Origin of the sequence: Streptomyces longhuiensis, from assembly GCF_020616555.1 — a bacterium.
Lineage (GTDB): Bacteria > Actinomycetota > Actinomycetes > Streptomycetales > Streptomycetaceae > Streptomyces > Streptomyces longhuiensis.
In genome coordinates, this window is the sequence record NZ_CP085173.1 from 6247229 (window position 1) to 6263802 (window position 16574).

The 16574-nt window shown below is 69.9% G+C and carries 16 protein-coding genes; 8 read left to right on the top strand and 8 right to left on the bottom strand.

The features are described from left to right. Positions 1-69 precede the first annotated feature (69 nt). The 3 genes from mctP to LGI35_RS28920 form a co-directional block, all read right to left on the bottom strand. Positions 70-1701 (bottom strand): monocarboxylate uptake permease MctP, encoded by a 1632-nt coding sequence (gene mctP, locus LGI35_RS28910; RefSeq protein ID WP_227297150.1) that lies wholly within the window; start codon positions 1699-1701, stop codon positions 70-72. Next, positions 1698-1952, bottom strand: coding sequence for a DUF3311 domain-containing protein (locus tag LGI35_RS28915; protein WP_116510150.1), 255 nt, complete (start codon positions 1950-1952; stop codon positions 1698-1700). The genes mctP and LGI35_RS28915 overlap by 4 nt, the downstream gene beginning before the upstream one ends. Positions 1953-2125: 173 nt before the next feature. Next, positions 2126-2914, bottom strand: coding sequence for a GntR family transcriptional regulator (locus tag LGI35_RS28920; protein WP_227297151.1), 789 nt, complete (start codon positions 2912-2914; stop codon positions 2126-2128). 302 nt (positions 2915-3216) lie between these two features. Between LGI35_RS28920 and LGI35_RS28925 the strand changes: the two genes are divergently transcribed. From LGI35_RS28925 to LGI35_RS28940, 4 genes are all read left to right on the top strand, one after another. Then, positions 3217-4497 (top strand): extracellular solute-binding protein, encoded by a 1281-nt coding sequence (locus tag LGI35_RS28925; RefSeq protein WP_227297152.1) that lies wholly within the window; start codon positions 3217-3219, stop codon positions 4495-4497. 97 nt (positions 4498-4594) lie between these two features. Next, entirely contained in the window at positions 4595-5581 is a 987-nt protein-coding gene (locus tag LGI35_RS28930) for a carbohydrate ABC transporter permease (protein WP_227297153.1), read from the top strand. Then, the gene (locus LGI35_RS28935; protein ID WP_227297154.1) at positions 5578-6417 is read left to right on the top strand and encodes a carbohydrate ABC transporter permease; all 840 of its coding nucleotides are present in this window, start codon (positions 5578-5580) and stop codon (positions 6415-6417) included. The genes LGI35_RS28930 and LGI35_RS28935 overlap by 4 nt, the downstream gene beginning before the upstream one ends. A 9-nt stretch (positions 6418-6426) precedes the next feature. Further along, positions 6427-7920: a glycoside hydrolase family 3 protein gene (locus tag LGI35_RS28940; protein WP_227297155.1), complete on the top strand. Its 1494-nt coding sequence runs from the start codon at positions 6427-6429 to the stop codon at positions 7918-7920. 153 nt (positions 7921-8073) lie between these two features. Here LGI35_RS28940 and nagB read toward each other — a convergent pair whose 3' ends face one another. After that, positions 8074-8859: a glucosamine-6-phosphate deaminase gene (nagB, locus tag LGI35_RS28945; RefSeq protein ID WP_227297156.1), complete on the bottom strand. Its 786-nt coding sequence runs from the start codon at positions 8857-8859 to the stop codon at positions 8074-8076. A gap of 272 nt (positions 8860-9131) precedes the next feature. Here nagB and LGI35_RS28950 point away from each other — a divergent pair, with 272 nt between their 5' ends. The 3 genes from LGI35_RS28950 (at position 9132) to LGI35_RS28960 (ending at position 12622) form a co-directional block, all read left to right on the top strand. Beyond that, complete coding sequence (locus LGI35_RS28950; RefSeq protein WP_227297157.1) at positions 9132-10202, top strand: SIS domain-containing protein; 1071 nt, start codon at positions 9132-9134, stop codon at positions 10200-10202. A gap of 57 nt (positions 10203-10259) precedes the next feature. After that, positions 10260-10901: a TetR/AcrR family transcriptional regulator gene (locus LGI35_RS28955; protein WP_227297158.1), complete on the top strand. Its 642-nt coding sequence runs from the start codon at positions 10260-10262 to the stop codon at positions 10899-10901. Between the two features lie 254 nt (positions 10902-11155). Continuing rightward, entirely contained in the window at positions 11156-12622 is a 1467-nt protein-coding gene (locus LGI35_RS28960; RefSeq protein WP_165914730.1) for a sensor histidine kinase, read from the top strand. Between the two features lie 223 nt (positions 12623-12845). Here LGI35_RS28960 and LGI35_RS28965 read toward each other — a convergent pair whose 3' ends face one another. Both LGI35_RS28965 and LGI35_RS28970 read right to left on the bottom strand, forming a co-directional pair. After that, complete coding sequence (locus LGI35_RS28965) at positions 12846-13103, bottom strand: WhiB family transcriptional regulator (RefSeq protein ID WP_016639615.1); 258 nt, start codon at positions 13101-13103, stop codon at positions 12846-12848. Positions 13104-13421: 318 nt separating this feature from the next. Next, a complete protein-coding gene (locus tag LGI35_RS28970; RefSeq protein WP_227297159.1) occupies positions 13422-14390 on the bottom strand; it encodes a diacylglycerol/lipid kinase family protein in 969 nt (322 codons plus the stop codon). Between the two features lie 127 nt (positions 14391-14517). Here LGI35_RS28970 and LGI35_RS28975 point away from each other — a divergent pair, with 127 nt between their 5' ends. After that, positions 14518-14985: a hypothetical protein gene (locus LGI35_RS28975; protein WP_227297160.1), complete on the top strand. Its 468-nt coding sequence runs from the start codon at positions 14518-14520 to the stop codon at positions 14983-14985. 34 nt (positions 14986-15019) lie between these two features. Here the strand turns inward: LGI35_RS28975 and LGI35_RS28980 are convergent, their stop codons facing one another. Beyond that, a complete protein-coding gene (locus tag LGI35_RS28980) occupies positions 15020-16066 on the bottom strand; it encodes an RNA polymerase sigma factor SigF (RefSeq protein ID WP_116510126.1) in 1047 nt (348 codons plus the stop codon). Further along, positions 16063-16476 carry an ATP-binding protein gene (locus LGI35_RS28985; protein ID WP_100595936.1) on the bottom strand — a complete coding sequence of 138 codons (414 nt, stop codon included), beginning with the start codon at positions 16474-16476 and terminating at the stop codon, positions 16063-16065. The genes LGI35_RS28980 and LGI35_RS28985 overlap by 4 nt, the downstream gene beginning before the upstream one ends. Between the last annotated feature and the right edge of the window lie 98 nt (positions 16477-16574).

Genomic DNA, 16574 nt, shown 5'->3' on the forward strand with positions numbered 1-16574 from the left:
ACCCGGGGTACGGCAACGGGCCGCCGGAGGGATCCGGCGGCCCGTTGCCGTACTCGGGGGGAAGTCGGGTCAGTGCCCGCCGGCTCCCGCCGTCGCCTCCGGCAGCTTCTTCAGGACGCCCGGGTCGCCGGCGTCCGCCGTGTAGTCCGCGGCAGACGTCTCGTCGACGCCCTCAGGGGCCTTCAGCGCCTTCAGGACGAAGGTGAGGACCACGGTGACCACCACGTTCATGACGAACGCCGTGAGGCCGATGTAGCCGATCTCGCCGATGCCCGGGATCTCCTTGGCGCTGCCGCCGAAGTGCTTCTGCGTCGGGGACGCGACCCCGTATGCGGCGAGCGTGCCGTAGACCATGCCGACCGCCCAGCCGGCGAGCAGCGCCCAGCGGTGGAACCAGCGCGTGAACAGGCCGCCGACGAGGGACGGCATGGTCTGGAGGATCCAGATGCCGCCCAGGAGCTGGAAGTTGATCGCGACGGTCTTGTCCATGGTGAGGACGAAGGCGAGCGCGCCGACCTTCACGAGCAGCGACACCAGCTTGGAGACCTTGGTCTCCTGCTCGGGCGTCGCGTCCGGCTTGATGAAGTCCTTGTAGATGTTGCGCGTGAACAGGTTCGCCGCGGCGATGGACATGATCGCGGCGGGCACGAGCGCGCCGATGCCGATGGCCGCGAACGCGACGCCCGTGAACCAGTCGGGGAACATGTCCTCGAAGAGCTGCGGGATCGCCAGCTGCCCGTTCTGCACCTTGATCCCGGCCGCGATCGCCATGAAGCCGAGCAGCGCGAGCAGGCCCAGCATCAGGGAGTACAGCGGCAGGATGGTGGTGTTGCGGCGGATCACGTTGCGGCTGCGCGAGGACAGCGTCGCCGTGATCGAGTGCGGGTACATGAAGAGCGCCAGCGCCGAGCCGAGGGCCAGCGTCGCGTACGTCCACTGCCCGGCCGGCGCCGGGGCGAGCGACCCGACCGGCTTGCCCGTCGCCGGATTGGGCGTCGCGAACTTCTCGTTCGCCGCGTGGAAGATGGCGTCGAAGCCGCCCAGCTTGATCGGGATGTAGATGATCGCGACGGCGATGACGAGGTAGATCAGGCCGTCCTTGACGAACGCGATCAGGGCGGGGGCCCGCAGACCCGACGAGTACGTGTACGCGGCGAGCACCGCGAACGCGATGAGCAGCGGCAGGTCCTTGATGAACCAGTTGGTCGAGTCGTCACCGCCGACGCCCATGACGTCCAGGACGGCCTGGATGCCGACGAGTTGGAGCGCGATGTACGGCATCGTGGCGAGGATGCCGGTGACGGCGACGGCGAGGGACAGGCCCTTGGAGCCGAAGCGCCCGCGCACGAAGTCGGAGGTCGTCACATAGCCGTGCTTGTGCGACACCGACCACAGGCGCGGCAGGAAGGTGAAGATCAGCGGGTACACGAGGATCGTGTAGGGCACGGCGAAGAAGCCGGAGGCGCCGGCCGCGTAGATCGCCGCCGGGACCGCCACGAAGGTGTACGCGGTGTAGAGGTCGCCGCCGAGCAGGAACCAGGTGACCCAGGTGCCGAACGACCGTCCGCCCAGGCCCCATTCGTCGAGGCTCTGCTCGTTGTCGGACCTGCGCCAGCGCGCGGCCAGGAAGCCCATGACCGTGACGGCGATGAAGAAGAAGATGAAGACGCCGAGCGCGACGCCGTTGACTCCGCCGTTCATGCCTGCCCACCCGTCTTCCGGGCGCGCTGGTCACGCTGCCACAGCTTGTACGCGATCATCGTCAGCGCCGTGGAGATGAGGACCCACAGCATCTGGTACCAGTAGAAGAACGGAATACCGATGAAGGTCGGGTCGACCTTCGCGTAGGAGCCGACCCAGAGCATCGCCACGAACGGCGCGACGAGACACAGGGCAATGACCACTCGCACCGGTGTGACCACCGGCCGTTTCACTTCAGGCACATCCGACATACGGCGGTCCGTCCCCTCGCTGATCCCGCTTATCCCATGCTTAACGTGGCGGAAATCTAGGCGACGATCTCTTCGTATGGAACCCCCGTCCGGATAACGGACAATGCGTGGCCGACATGCCGTTCATGTGCCGACACATCGGTCGGCACAAGCGGATTCGCGTACGACGCCCGTCAGTCCGTCGGGCGCTTGAGGCGGGCCACGAACTTGTAGCGGTCGCCCCGGTACACCGAGCGCACCCACTCGACGGGCTGCCCCGTGCCGTCCAGGGAGTGCCGCGACAGCATCAGCATGGGCAGGCCCACGTCCGTGCCGAGCAGGCCCGCCTCGCGCGGGGTGGCCAGGGACGTCTCGATGGTCTCCTCGGCCTCGGCCAGGCGCACGCCGTAGACCTCGGCCAGCGCCGTGTACAGGGACGTGTACTTGACCAGGGAGCGGCGCAGCGCGGGGAAGCGCTTGGCCGACAGGTGTGTCGTCTCGATGGCCATCGGCTCGCCGCTCGCGAGGCGGAGCCGCTCGATGCGCAGGACGCGGCCGCCCGCCGTGATGTCGAGGAGCCCGGCGAGGGTGTCGTCGGCGGTCACATAGCCGATGTCCAGGAGCTGCGACGTGGGTTCCAGGCCCTGGGCGCGCATGTCCTCGGTGTACGAGGTCAGTTGCAGCGCCTGCGAGACCTTGGGCTTGGCGACGAACGTCCCCTTGCCCTGGATGCGCTCGAGCCGGCCCTCGACGACCAGTTCCTGAAGGGCCTGGCGCACGGTCGTGCGGGAGGTGTCGAACTCGGCGGCGAGGGTGCGCTCGGGCGGGACCGGGGTGCCCGGGGGCAGCGTCTCGGTCATGTCCAGCAAGTGCCGCTTCAGGCGGTAGTACTTGGGCACGCGCGCGGTGCGGCCCGCTGCGGGTGCCTCCGCCGTCGTGGCGCCGCCCGCATCGGTTCCGCTGCTGCCCGCATGGGTGGCCATGGTCCGCCTTCCCGGCTCCTGTGGTGCTGCCGTCACCGGCTCCTCCGTCTGTCGCGGCTCACATCGTGGCACGGCCCTCCCCGGGGGAGCCGTGCTCCCTCAGGTGTCGGTCCGATAACGGACGTGACAGCCCTTCTTATACACCCTTGACACCCCTAAAGGTCTAGGCCAAGCTCCGGGTACTGGTCTACACCATTAAAGACCAGGTCCCAGTCCCACGTGCAGTACCACGTCGAGTTTGTTGTGTTCGTCGTATCCGTCGTTGTGGGCGGGGGGTTGCTGGCATCCCTGAGGAGGGTGACGTGAAGCGCAGGCTCATTGCGGCTATCGGTGTCGCGGGCATGTTGGTTTCGATCGCGGCTTGTGGCAGTGGTGATGACGGCGGCAAGGACAAGAAGGCCGGCGCCGACGGCTACAAGGGGCAGACGCTCACCGTGTGGGCCATGGACGGCTCGACGCCGGACACCTGGCAGAAGGACGTCACGGCGGCCTTCGAGAAGAAGACCGGCGCGAAGCTGAAGATCGAGATCCAGCAGTGGAACGGCATCCAGCAGAAGCTGACCACCGCCCTGTCCGAGGAGAACCCGCCCGACGTCTTCGAGGTCGGCAACACGCAGACTCCCGCCTACGCCAAGACCGGCGGCCTCGCCGACCTCTCCGACCTCAAGTCCTCGGTCGGCGCCGACTGGGCCGAGTCGATGAACAAGTCCGCGGTCTCGGACGGCAAGCAGTACGCCGCCCCGTGGTTCGTCGTGAACCGCGTCGTCATCTACAACAAGAAGATCTGGGCCGACGCCGGCATCAAGGACACCCCCAAGACGCGCGACGAGTTCTACAAGGACCTCCAGACCATCGGCAAGAAGACGGACGCCGAGCCGATCTACCTGCCCGGTCAGAACTGGTACCACTTCGTCGGCCTGACCATCGGCGAGGGCGCCGAGCTCGTCAAGAAGGACGGCGACAAGTACGTCTCCAACCTCGGTGACCCCAAGGTCGCCGCCGCCATGGAGACGTACAAGAAGTTCCAGGCCCTGTCCAAGGCCCCCAAGGACAAGGACGAGGCCACCCCGCAGCAGGCCGAGGTCTTCGCCAAGGGCAAGACCGGCTCCTTCATCGGCATGGGCTGGGAGTCCGCCCTCGCCATCAAGGCCAACCCGAAGATCGAGAAGGAGATCGGCTACTTCACCGTCCCCGGTGCCACGGCCGACAAGCCCGAGGGTGTCTTCCTCGGCGGCTCCAACCTCGCCGTCGCCGCGGGCAGCAAGAAGCAGGACCTCGCCAAGGAGTTCCTGAAGCTCGCGCTCTCCGACAAGTTCGAGGGTCAGCTCGCCAAGGAAGGCGGCGTGATCCCCAACAAGGAGGCGCTGCAGTCCAACCTGAAGGGCAACGCGGCCGCCGAGGCCGCCGCTCCCGCCGCGGCCGGCGGCGGCACCACCCCGCTGATCCCGGAGTGGGCCCCGGTCGAGAACGCGCCCAACCCGATCAAGACCTACATGACCGCGGTGCTGAAGGGTAAGTCCCCGGCCGCCGCCGCCAAGCAGGTCGAGGCCGAGTTCAACAAGCGCCTCTCGCAGAAGCAGTAAGGCAGCAACAGGCCCCGCCGCGGCGGAGAGAGCGCGTGTCTCTCCGCCCCGGCGGGGTCCACGGTGTCCCGGCAGGCCCAGAAAAGAGATGGCGAGCATGACCGTGCAGACCGAACGGCCGCCCTCCGGTCCGGCGGAGGTCCTGAAAGCGGACGGCGGGGGATCCGGCGGACCGAGAACGCAGGCCCGCGCACGGGCCGGGGCCCTCGCGCCCTATCTGCTGCTGCTTCCGGCGGTCGCGGCCACCGTGCTGCTCCTCGGCTGGCCGCTGCTCAAGGACGCGCTCCTGTCGTTCCAGAACCTCAACATGGGGCAGCTGATCCAGCATGTCACCGAGTGGAACGGCTTCGACAACTACCAAGAAGTACTGACCAGTTCGGACTTCTGGCGGGTCACCGGACGCTCCATCGTCTTCACCCTCGTCAACGCCGTCCTGATCATGGTGATCGGCACGCTCGTCGGCCTGCTCCTCGCCCGGCTCGGCAAGCGCATGCGCGTCCTGCTCCTCGTCGGGCTCGTGCTCGCCTGGGCGATGCCCGTCGTCGCCGCGACCACCGTCTACCAGTGGCTGTTCGCGGAGCGCTTCGGCGTCGTCAACTGGGTCCTCGACAAGCTCGGCTGGCACTCGATGGCCGACTACAGCTGGACCGGCAGCCAGATGTCGACGTTCTTCGTCGTCACCGTGCTGATCGTCTGGATGTCGATCCCGTTCGTCGCGATCAACCTCTACGCCGCGACGACCACCATCCCCAAGGAGCTCTACGAAGCCGCGTCCCTCGACGGCGCCGGCCCCTGGAAGAGCTTCCTCTCGGTCACCCTGCCGTATCTGCGGCCCTTCCTCTACGCGACGACGTTCCTCGAGATCATCTGGGTCTTCAAGGCGTTCGTCCAGGTCTTCACGATCAACGGCGGCGGCCCCGACCGGCTCACCGAGATCCTGCCCGTGTACGCGTACATCGAGGGCGTCGGCAACCAGCACTTCGGCATGGGCGCGGCGATCGCCGTCCTGACGATCCTGATCCTGCTCGTGCTGACCGCCTACTACCTCCGGATCGTGCTCAAGCAAGAGGAGGACGAGCTGTGAAGCGCTCTGCTTCGTCGACGTTCCGCCGCGCCTGGCCCAACGTGACGGCCGTGATCCTGTTCATCGGCTTCGTCTTCCCCGTCTACTGGATGTTCGCGACGGCGCTCAAGCCGACCGGCGACATCATCAGCGAGAACCCCGTCTGGTTCCCGACCGACATCACGTTCGAGCACTTCAGGACGGCGTTCGGCGCCGACAACTTCTGGACGCTGGTGCGCAACTCGGTCACCGTGACCGTGCTCGCCGTCGTCTTCTCGCTGGTCATCGGCCTGGCCGCGGCGTTCGCCCTCGCGCGGATGCGGTTCAAGGGCCGCCGCGGCTTCGTCGTCGGGTTCATGCTGGCCCAGATGGCGCCCTGGGAAGTCATGGTCATCGCGATCTACATGATCGTGCGCGACGCGTCGATGCTGAACAGCCTCGTCCCGCTGACCCTCTTCTACATGGTGATGATCCTGCCCTTCACCCTCCTCACGCTGCGCGGCTTCGTCGCCGCCGTGCCCAGGGAGCTGGAGGAGTCCGCGATGGTCGACGGCTGCACCCGCATGCAGGCCTTCCGCAGGGTGATCCTGCCGCTGCTCGCACCCGGCCTGATGTCGACCTCGATGTTCGGCTTCATCACCGCCTGGAACGAGTTCCCGATGGTCCTCGTCCTCAACAAGTCGCCCGAGGCGCAGACGCTGCCGCTGTGGCTCTCCAGTTTCCAGACCGCCTTCGGCGACGACTGGGGTGCGACCATGGCCGCGTCCTCGCTCTTCGCGATCCCGATCCTGATCCTCTTCGTCTTCCTGCAGCGCAGGGCCGTCAGCGGCCTCACCGACGGCGCCGTGAAGGGATAACACCGCCAGATGACGACACTCACCGAACGCGGCACCGACACCCTCACCCGGGACGCGCTCACCGTCCTCCAGCCCGGCTTCACCGGCACCAGCGCCCCCGACTGGCTGCTGCGCCGGCTCGGCGAAGGCCTCGCCTCCGTGGGCCTGTTCGGCCGGAACATCGCCTCACCCGAGCAACTCGCCGCGCTGACGGCCCAGTTGCGGGCGGAGCGCGACGACGTCCTGGTCGCCATCGACGAGGAGGGCGGTGACGTCACCCGCCTGGAGGTGCGCTCCGGCTCCTCGTTCCCCGGCAACCACGCCCTGGGCGCGGTCGACGACGTGGAGCTCACGCGGTCCGTCGCCGCCGAACTGGGCCGCCGCCTCGCCGCCTGCGGCGTCAACCTCAACTGGGCCCCGTCCGCGGACGTCAACTCCAACCCGGCCAACCCCGTCATCGGCGTACGGTCCTTCGGCGCCGACACCGGCCTCGTCTCCCGCCACACCGCCGCGTACGTCACCGGGCTCCAGTCCGCGGGCGTCGCCGCCTGCACCAAGCACTTCCCGGGCCACGGCGACACCGCCGTCGACTCGCACCACGACATGCCCCGCATCGACGTGGGCCTCGACGTGCTGCACGCGCGTGAGCTCGCGCCGTTCCGCGCGGCGATCGCGGCCGGCACGCGCGCGGTGATGAGCGCCCACATCCTCGTCCCCGCCCTGGACCCGGACCGCCCCGCCACCCTCTCGCGCCGCATCCTGACCGGACTGCTCCGCGAGGAACTGGGTTACGAGGGGCTGATCGTCACCGACGGCATGGAGATGCAGGCCATCTCCGCCACGTACGGCATCGAGCGCGGCAGCGTCCTCGCCATCGCGGCCGGCGCCGACGCCATCTGTGTCGGCGGTGGGCTCGCCGACGACGACACGGTCCTGCGGCTGCGCGACGCTCTCGTCGCCGCGGTGCGCGCGGGTGACCTGCCCGAGGAGCGGCTCGCCGACGCCGCGGCGCGGGTGCGTTCGCTCGCCCGGTGGACCTCGGAGCCGGGCGCGGCCGAGCATGCGGGGGGCGCGCCCGACTCCGGGATCGGACTGGTCGCCGCGCGGCGGGCGGTGACCGTCACGCGCGGTGAGCACGCGGCGCCCGTCACCGAGGCGCCGTACGTCGCCGCCTTCACGCCCGTCGCCAACATCGCGGTCGGCGACGAGACGCCGTGGGGTGTCGCCGCCGAACTGGAGCGGCTGCTGCCCGGCACGGAGACCGGCAGCTTCTCCGGCACGGACGCGGGCGCCGCCGCCCTGGCCGCGGCGGGGGAGCGGCGCATCGTCGCCGTGGTCCGCGACGCCCACCGCCACGCGTGGATGGCTCAGTCGCTGGACACGCTCCTCGCGGCCCGCCCCGACACGGTCGTGGTCGAGATGGGCGTACCGCAGGCGCCGCCGCAGGGCGCCCTGCACGTGGCGACCCACGGCGCGGCCCGGGTGTGCGGTCTGGCCGCCGCCGAGGTGATCGTCGCCGGGTGAGCCGAGCGCCCCTTCAGGGGCGCGGGGCTGAGGCATGGTGCGGCTTCGCCACGTGGGCGCGAGGCGCCACGACGCTCCGCGGACGACGAACGAAAAGGTGCCGGTCACCCCTCACCAGGGGTGACCGGCACCTTCATGCCGTCCCGAACTCGCTCACAGCCCCTGCCAAGCGGGCTTGTTCGCGTACGTGTGCCGGAAGTACTCGGCGAGCTTGAGCTTCGACGCCGCCGCCTCGTCGACGACCACGGTCGCGTGCGGGTGCAACTGGAGCGCCGACGCCGGCACCACCGAGGCCACCGGCCCCTCGACGGTCGCCGCCACGGCGTCCGCCTTGCCCTCACCGGTGGCGAGCAGCACCAGGTGCCGCGCCTCCAGGATGGTGCCGATGCCCTGCGTGATGACGTGGCGCGGCACCTGGTCGAGGTCGCCGTCGAAGAAGCGCGCGTTGTCCGCGATGGTCTGCTGCGTGAGCGTCTTGATCCGCGTACGGGAGGCGATCGACGAGCACGGCTCGTTGAAGCCGATGTGTCCGTCGGTGCCGATGCCGAGCAGCTGGAGGTCCACACCGCCGGCGGTGGCGAGCGCCTTGTCGTACGCCGCGCAGGCCGCCTGCACGTCCTCGGCGCTGCCGTCCGGGCCCATGAAGGAGCCCTCGTTCAGGCCGAGCGGCTCGACGACCTCGCGCAGCACGGTCGCCCGGTAGGACTCGGGGTGTCCGGTCGGCAGTCCCACGTACTCGTCGAGCTGGGCGATACGGGCCTGCGACGCGTCGACCTCGCCGCCGCCGACCTTGGCCGCCAGCGCCTCGTAGATGGGCAGCGGGGTCGAGCCGGTGGCCACGCCGAGCAGGGCGTCGGGCTTGCGGCGCAGCAGCTGGGCCATCGCCTCGGCGATGAGCTCGCCGCCTGCCTTGGCGTCCGGGACGATCACAACTTCCACGCTGGGCCTGCCGATCTGGTCGAGGGTGTGATGCTGCGCATGTGGTATAGACCAATCTAGCAGAGGTGGCCCGGCCGGTCACGGGGCGTACACCCGCCGTCCGACCATGCTCGGCGCTCCCCGTGCCGACGGCACCTCGAAGCAGACGTGTCCGAACCGACTCGGCCGGGCGCGCGCCCGCGTCAGCCGCCAGAGTGGAGGGGAGCGTGCACAGGAGGAGCCCGGCCGGCCCCGCCCGCCGCACCCGAGACCGCCCCTGTGGAGGAGTCCGCATGACCGCCACCCCCTCGGCCCCGAAGAGCGAGCAGCCGGGCCTGATCATGGCCCGCGAGATGGCCGAGCAGCCCGCGGTGCTGCGCCGCCTCCTGGACACCGGCACTCCCCGCATCCACGAGGTGGCCCGGCTGGTCGCGGCGCAGGCACCCCGCTTCGTCCTGCTCACCGCCCGCGGCACCTCCGACAACGCCGCCCTCTACGCGAAGTACCTGCTGGAGATCCAGCTCGGGATGCCCTGCGGCCTCGCCTCCATGTCCACCACGACGGCGTACGGCGCCCGGCCCGACCTGCGCGACGTCCTGGCCGTCACCGTCAGTCAGTCGGGCGGCTCGCCCGACCTCGTCGCCTCCACGAAGGCGGCCCGCGCGGCCGGCGCGATCACCCTCGCGGTGACCAACAACCCGGACTCACCGCTCGCCGCCGTCTCCGAGCACCACATCGACATCATGGCGGGCCCCGAGAAGGCGCTCCCGGCCACGAAGACGTACACCGCGTCGCTGCTCGCGCTCTACCTCTTCGTCGAGGGCCTGCGCGGCGGCGACGGCTCACCCGCCGGCGTGCTGCCCGACCTCGCCCAGCAGCTCCTGGACCGCCAGGACGAGGTGCGCACCCTCGCCTCCCGCTACCGCTTCGCGAACCGCATGGTGATCACCTCGCGCGGCTACGGCTACCCGACCGCCAAGGAGGCCGCCCTCAAACTCATGGAGACCAGCTACATCCCGGCCCTGTCCTACTCGGGCGCCGACCTGCTGCACGGCCCGCTCGCCATGGTCGACAACATCTCGCCGGTCATCGCCGTCGTCACGGACGGCAAGGGCGGCAGCATGCTCCAGCCCGTGCTCGACCGGCTGCGCGGCCGCGGCGCCGACCTCGTCGTCATCGGGCCCCAGGCGCAGGTGGACCGGGCGTCGGCCGGGTTCGTCCTGCCGACCGAGGGCGTCGCGGAGGAGGTCCAGCCGGTCCTGGAGATCATCCCGCTCCAGCTCCTCGCGTACGAGGTCACCATCGCCCGCGGCCAGGACCCGGACGCCCCGAGGGCGCTGGCGAAGGTGACGGAGACGCACTGACTCCCTCTGTCCTCTCCGGCATCCACCCTTCTCTAGCGCCCGCTATAGAATTCGCGGATGGCGACCAAGCAGCGCGGACGGCCCCGCTCCTTCGACCGGGACGCCGCCCTGGAGAAGGCGATGCGCGCCTTCTGGGAACACGGCTACAAGGCGACGACGGTCGCCGGCCTCACCCGGGCCATGGACATCGGCGCTCCCAGCCTCTACGCGGCCTTCGGCGACAAGAAGACGCTGTTCGACGAGGTCGTCAGGTTCTACGGCGCCGCGCACGCCTCGTTCGGGCAGCGCGCCTGCGCCGAGGAACCCACGGCCCGCGCCGCGCTGACCCGCCTGCTCCACGAGGCAGCGGCCGCGTTCACCCGCCCCGGCCTGCCGCGCGGCTGCCTGGTCGTCCACGCGGCGACCAACTGCACCACACCAGGCGTCGAGGACGCCCTGCGCGACCGGCGGCAGGCGGATATCGCCGCATTCGAGACCCGAATCCGGGCCGGTGTCGCGGAAGGGGAGCTTCCACCCGACACGGACGCGGCGGCTCTGGCACGCTATATGGGGGCGGTCCTCCAGGGGATGTCCCAGCAGGCCCGGGACGGCGCGAGCCGGAGCGATCTCGAGTCGCTCGCCGGCCTGGCGATGCAGGCCTGGCCCGCGGCCGCGAAAGCGGATACGAAGAGACAACAACAAACATCGTCCAACGCGTAGACATGACAGAATGGTCTAGTCCACAATGCGATGGTAAAGCCTCCGTCCTCCCCGCACAGGAGGACGGACCGAGGAGCCGGCGCTCTCTGCCCTGACTGCGGCGGGTCCTCACATGGCCGACGGGACCGCACACCCGACGGCTGTTGCAACTCCGGGCTGCGGTGCCGGGAGGGCTGAGGGTCCCTCCCAGGCGCCGCGGCCCGCGGGTGTCTTCGGGGCCGAACCCGCCAGGTACCCTCGGCTCCGTGCCCTCCATGAACGACCTCGTACGCCAGCACACGGCCCTCGGCGACTCCGACCTCGAGTGGCTGCATCTGCTGGTCTCGGAGTGGCAGCTGCTCTCCGACCTCTCCTTCGCCGACCTCGTGCTGTGGGTCCCCACGCTCGACGGCACCCGCTATGTCTCCGTGGCGCAGATGCGGCCCAACACCGGCCCCACCTCGTACCAGGACGACATGGTCGGACATCTCGTCCCGCGCGGCCGCCGCCCCCTCCTGGACGCCGCCCTCGACGAGGGCCGGATCGTCCGCGAGGGAGACCCCGAGTGGCGCGAGGAGGTCCCGGTACGGGTCGAGTCCATCCCCGTACGCAGGGAAGGGCGCGTCCTCGGTGTGATCGCCCGCAACACGAACCTGCTCACGGTCCGTACGCCTTCGCGCCTCGAACTGACGTACCTCCAGTCGGCCTCCGACCTGGCCCAGATGATCGCGGCCGGGTCCTTCCCGTTCCCGGGCCAGCAGGTCGACATGGACGCCTCCCCGCGCGTCGGCGACGGCCTCATCCGCCTCGACGCGGACGGCGTCGTCCAGTACGCGTCGCCGAACGCGCTCTCCGCGTACCACCGGCTCGGCTTCTCCGCCGACCTGGTCGGTCACCACCTCGGCCGGACGACGGCCGAACTCGCCCCGTCGCGCGGCCCGGTGGACGAGGCGCTCGCCAAGGTGGCCAGCGGCTGGGCGCCGCGCGAGTTCGAGATCGAGGGGGAGGAGGGGTCGATCCAGCTGCGCGCGATCCCCCTCAAGCCCAAGGGCACCCGCATCGGTTCCCTCGTCCTCCTGCGCGACGTCACCGAACTGCGCCGCCGTGAGCGGGAGTTGATCACCAAGGACGCGACCATCCGGGAGATCCACCACCGGGTGAAGAACAACCTCCAGACCGTCGCCGCCCTGCTGCGCCTCCAGGCCCGCCGCATCGACTCCGACAGCGGCCGCGAGGCCCTGGAGGAAGCGGTGCGCCGCGTCGGCTCCATCGCCATCGTCCACGAGACGCTCTCCCAGAACCTGGACGAGCGCGTGGAGTTCGACGAGATCGCCGACCGGGTGCTCGCCATGGTCGCGGAGATCTCGCCGGGCGTGGTCACGGGCCGGCGCACCGGCCGCTTCGGCATCCTGGACGCCGAGGTCGCCACCCCGCTGTCGATGGTCCTCACCGAGGTCCTGCAGAACGCCCTGGAACACGGATTCCGTCAGGGCGACACCGGCACGGTCGAGGTCTCCGCGGTGCGCGGCGGCACCACCAAGGACGCCCGCCTCCTGATCACCGTCACCGACGACGGCGTGGGCCTGCCCGAGGGCTTCGACCCGAAGCGCGCCGGCAACCTGGGCCTGCAGATCGTACGCACTTTGGTCGAGGGCGAGTTGAGCGGATCGTTCGACATGGTCCCGGCGCCCGGCCGCGGCACCCGGGTCGTCCTCGACATCCCGGTGACCGCCGACAAGTAGCCGGCCCGGCGCCGGGGGCGCCGCGTCGGCAAACCGACGCAGCCGCAAACGCCAGTGAGCCCCGGACCGTTGGGTCCGGGGCTCACTGTTCGCGTTGCCCGGGTCTACATCCCGGGCGGAGCCTGGGTGGAGCATCGGGGGTACTGCGCGCTGCGGCTCGGGGGCGGGAGTTGCGTACTCGCTGTACGCGCCGCCGGGCTCAGGCTCGTGGGGGGCGTGGGCGTCAGGCGCTGGCCTGGCGAGCACGGTTGCGGGCGGCGCGACGCTTCATTGCGCGGCGCTCGTCCTCGCTGAGGCCACCCCAGACGCCGGAGTCCTGGCCGGACTCGAGCGCCCACTGCAGGCACTGCTCCATGACGGGGCAGCGGCGGCAGACGGCCTTGGCTTCCTCGATCTGCAGCAGCGCAGGACCGGTGTTGCCGATAGGGAAGAAGAGCTCGGGGTCTTCTTCGCGGCAAACGGCGTTGTGACGCCAGTCCATGGCTGCTACCTCTCCTTGGTATTACGTGCGGGTTGCTTGTGAATGTGAACGCTTTCACGAATCCCTCGACAACGGAAGGGACTTCCGTCACATCTGCGACGATGTCCTGTGTGTTGAGGAGGGGGTTCGGGCTCTCTGTGGGGCCGATGTTGCGGGCCGTCCCGAGCGCCATGTAGAGATTCGCAAACCTCGGCGGCGGATACAACCCCTTCAGGAAAGTTTTTTTTGATTCCTCGGTGTCGGCTAGGTCACAGCCGTACTTCCATGGGGTGGATCCTGGCCCAAACGTTCGAGATAAAGGACTTTGGGCTCTTCCACTCACACAATCACACGCAGTGCACGGCGTACGCCTGTGAACGTCACGCTCGTCCGCAGCCCCAGGTGGTCACCGTCCATCTGGAGGGGCAGGGGGACCTTCGAATGCAAGGTGAAGTCGGTCAGGTCGTGCAGGGTCACGGCGTTCTTCCCGTGGGGCCCCCGGTCGGGTGACGAGGTGAGCAGCTGGGTGCCGTAACGGGCCACCGAAGGGGCGGACAATTTCTTGAGTCCGAGCACGTCAAGGCCGGTGTCGAAGGACGCTCGGGGGGATGCGTAGAGCGGCCGGTTCCCCAGATATGACCATGGGGAGGTATTGCAGACTATGGACAGGACCAGATCGGTGACGGGGTCCTCACCCGGCCGGTCCAGTGTGATCGCGCCGTGCCGGCGGTCGTGCTCGCCGAGGAACTGGCGTACGACCTGACGCAAATAGAGCGCGTGTGTCGATCGCTTTCCGCGTTCGCGCTGCTGTTCGACCCGGCCGATGACCCCTCCGTCGAAGCCGAGACCGGCACAGAACGTGAACCACCGGGACGGGGCGGCCTCGTCCGCCGTACCCGGCGTGCCGCCCGCGCGGCCGAGACCCACCGTGCGCTCCCGGCCCTCGCGCAGAGCGTCGAGCAGGGCGCCCGTCGCCTCCACCGCGTCGTTCGGCAGGCCGAGGGCGCGGGCGAAGACATTGGTGGAGCCGCCGGGGACGACGGCGAGGCGGGGGAGGCGGTCCGGGTCGGGGCCGTGGTGCAGCAGGCCGTTCACGACCTCGTTGACCGTGCCGTCGCCGCCGAGGGCCACGATCAGCTCGATGTCCTTGCTCTCCGCGGCCTGCCGGCCGAGGTCTCTGGCGTGCCCGCGGTACTCCGTGGTGATCGCCTCGAGCTTCATCTCGCTCGCGAGCGCGTGGATCAGTACGTCACGCGTACGCGCACTGGTGGTGGTTGCCGCCGGATTGACCACAAGAAGTGCACGCATGCGAAGCAGGGTACCTACCGGGTGGTACTCGGCCCAGACCGAGGTAGGAGTCGGGTAAGAAACCGGCGTCGCCGCGGGCCCCACCCGGGGCGGCCGGGAGGCACGGGCCGAGGGCTACCCTGCTTGGGTGACCTCAGAGCAGAACCCCAGCCCCGAAGACGCCGCGACCACCGACGACGGCCCGCGCCCCGGGCGGCTGACCGCGGCCGCCGCGCTGGCCGGTCTCGAGGGGGCCGCCCTGCTCGTCGGCGGTGTCTCCATGCTCGTCATGGGCCTCGCGGGTCACCCCGACAACCCCGAGCAGGCCGTGACCGGCGGCGTCACGCTCGTCGTCCTCGCGCTGCTGCCGCTGATCGCGGCGCGCGGGCTGCTGAAGCGGCGCAGCTGGAGCCGGGGGCCCGCGATCATCACGCAGATCATGGCGCTGCCGGTCGCCTACACGCTGCTCCAGGCCGACAGTGTGATGATCCCGGGCGGGATCGCGCTCGCCGTCGTCGCCGTGACGGCGCTGGTGCTCCTGGTGAACCCGGCCACGACCCGGGCGCTCGGCATCACGACCCCGGGCGCCACGGGCGACGTACAGGGCCGGGAGTAACCGGCCCGTACGTCTCGGGTCTCACCCCCGGGTCTCACTCCTCGACGAGGAGCTTCTCGCGCAGCTGGGCCAGGGTGCGGGCCAGCAGGCGCGAGACGTGCATCTGGGAGATGCCGACCTCCTGCGCGATCTGCGACTGCGTCATGTTCCCGAAGAAGCGAAGAAGCAGGATCCGCTTCTCACGCGGCGGCAGGTCCTCCAGGAGCGGCTTGAGGGACTCGCGGTACTCGACGCCCTCCAGCGCCTCGTCCTCGGATCCCAGCGTGTCCGCCACCGCAGGCGACTCGTCGTCCGTGTCCGGGACGTCCAGGGACAGCGTGGAGTACGCGTTGGCCGACTCCAGGCCCTCCAGGACCTCCTCCTCCGAGATCGCCAGCTTCTCGGCGAGCTCGTGGACCGTGGGGGAGCGGCCGTGCAGCTGGGACAGCTCGGCCGTCGCCGTCGTCAGCGCGAGACGCAGCTCCTGAAGGCGCCGCGGGACGCGCACCGCCCAGCCCTTGTCGCGGAAGTGCCGCTTGATCTCACCGACCACCGTCGGCGTCGCGTACGTGGAGAACTCCACTCCGCGCTCCGGGTCGAAGCGGTCCACCGACTTGATCAGGCCGATCGTGGCGACCTGGGTCAGGTCGTCGAGCGGCTCGCCACGGTTGCGGAAGCGGCGGGCCAGGTGCTCGACGAGCGGCAGATGCATGCGGACCAGCTGATTGCGCAGGTCCGCGTACTCCGGGCTGCCGTCCTTCAGGGTGCGCAGCTCGATGAACATCAGCCGTGCGCCGCTGCGGTCCCGCGGATCGTGCGTGCGCTGCTGGTCACCGTGTCGCTCGTGCTCGCTCATCCATCCCGCCCGTCGCGCGTCCGGTCCTGCGGAGATCTTCTCCCCGCCGGCCGGCTCTGCCTGCTCCGACGCATCGGCCACCGCCGGCGGACCCGGCCGTTCGAGGTCCGCGGGGTCCTCCGGGTGCGGCCGGGCCTGCTGTTCGGGGATGCCGTCGGCGAGCCGCCGCATCCCGTCCCCGCCGTCGGCCGGGAGGTCCTGTGTGCCGTGCTTCTCGTCCCGCACCGGCCCGTCCCCGTTCGTCACGCCGGCCCGGGACCCGCGCCGCGCTGTTTGTAGAGGCTGATCGAGACGGTGTTGTCGTCGGCGACCGTGGAGTCCACCTTGCCCGCGAGGGCCGACAGCACAGTCCAGGCAAAGGTGTCGCGCTCCGGGGCGCGGCCGTCGGTGGTGGGCGCCGAGACCGTCACCTCCAGCGAGTCGTCGACGAGCCGGAAGACGCAGCTGAGCACCGAGCCGGGCACGGCCTGCTGGAGCAGGATCGCGCACGCCTCGTCGACCGCGATGCGGAGGTCCTCGATCTCGTCGAGGGTGAAGTCCAAACGCGCCGCGAGGCCGGCCGTGGCCGTCCGCAGCACCGACAGGTAGGCACCCGCAGCCGGCAGCCGGACTTCTACGAAGTCCTGATTCCCGGGCTCGCCTGCGATCTGGGACACCCTCACCTCCATGGTGGTACAAGCACTTTCGGGCTCCGGAGGGTACGTCCCCCGGGTGACGCGCTATGTGTTCAGCGGTGACGCTACCGCGCGCCCAA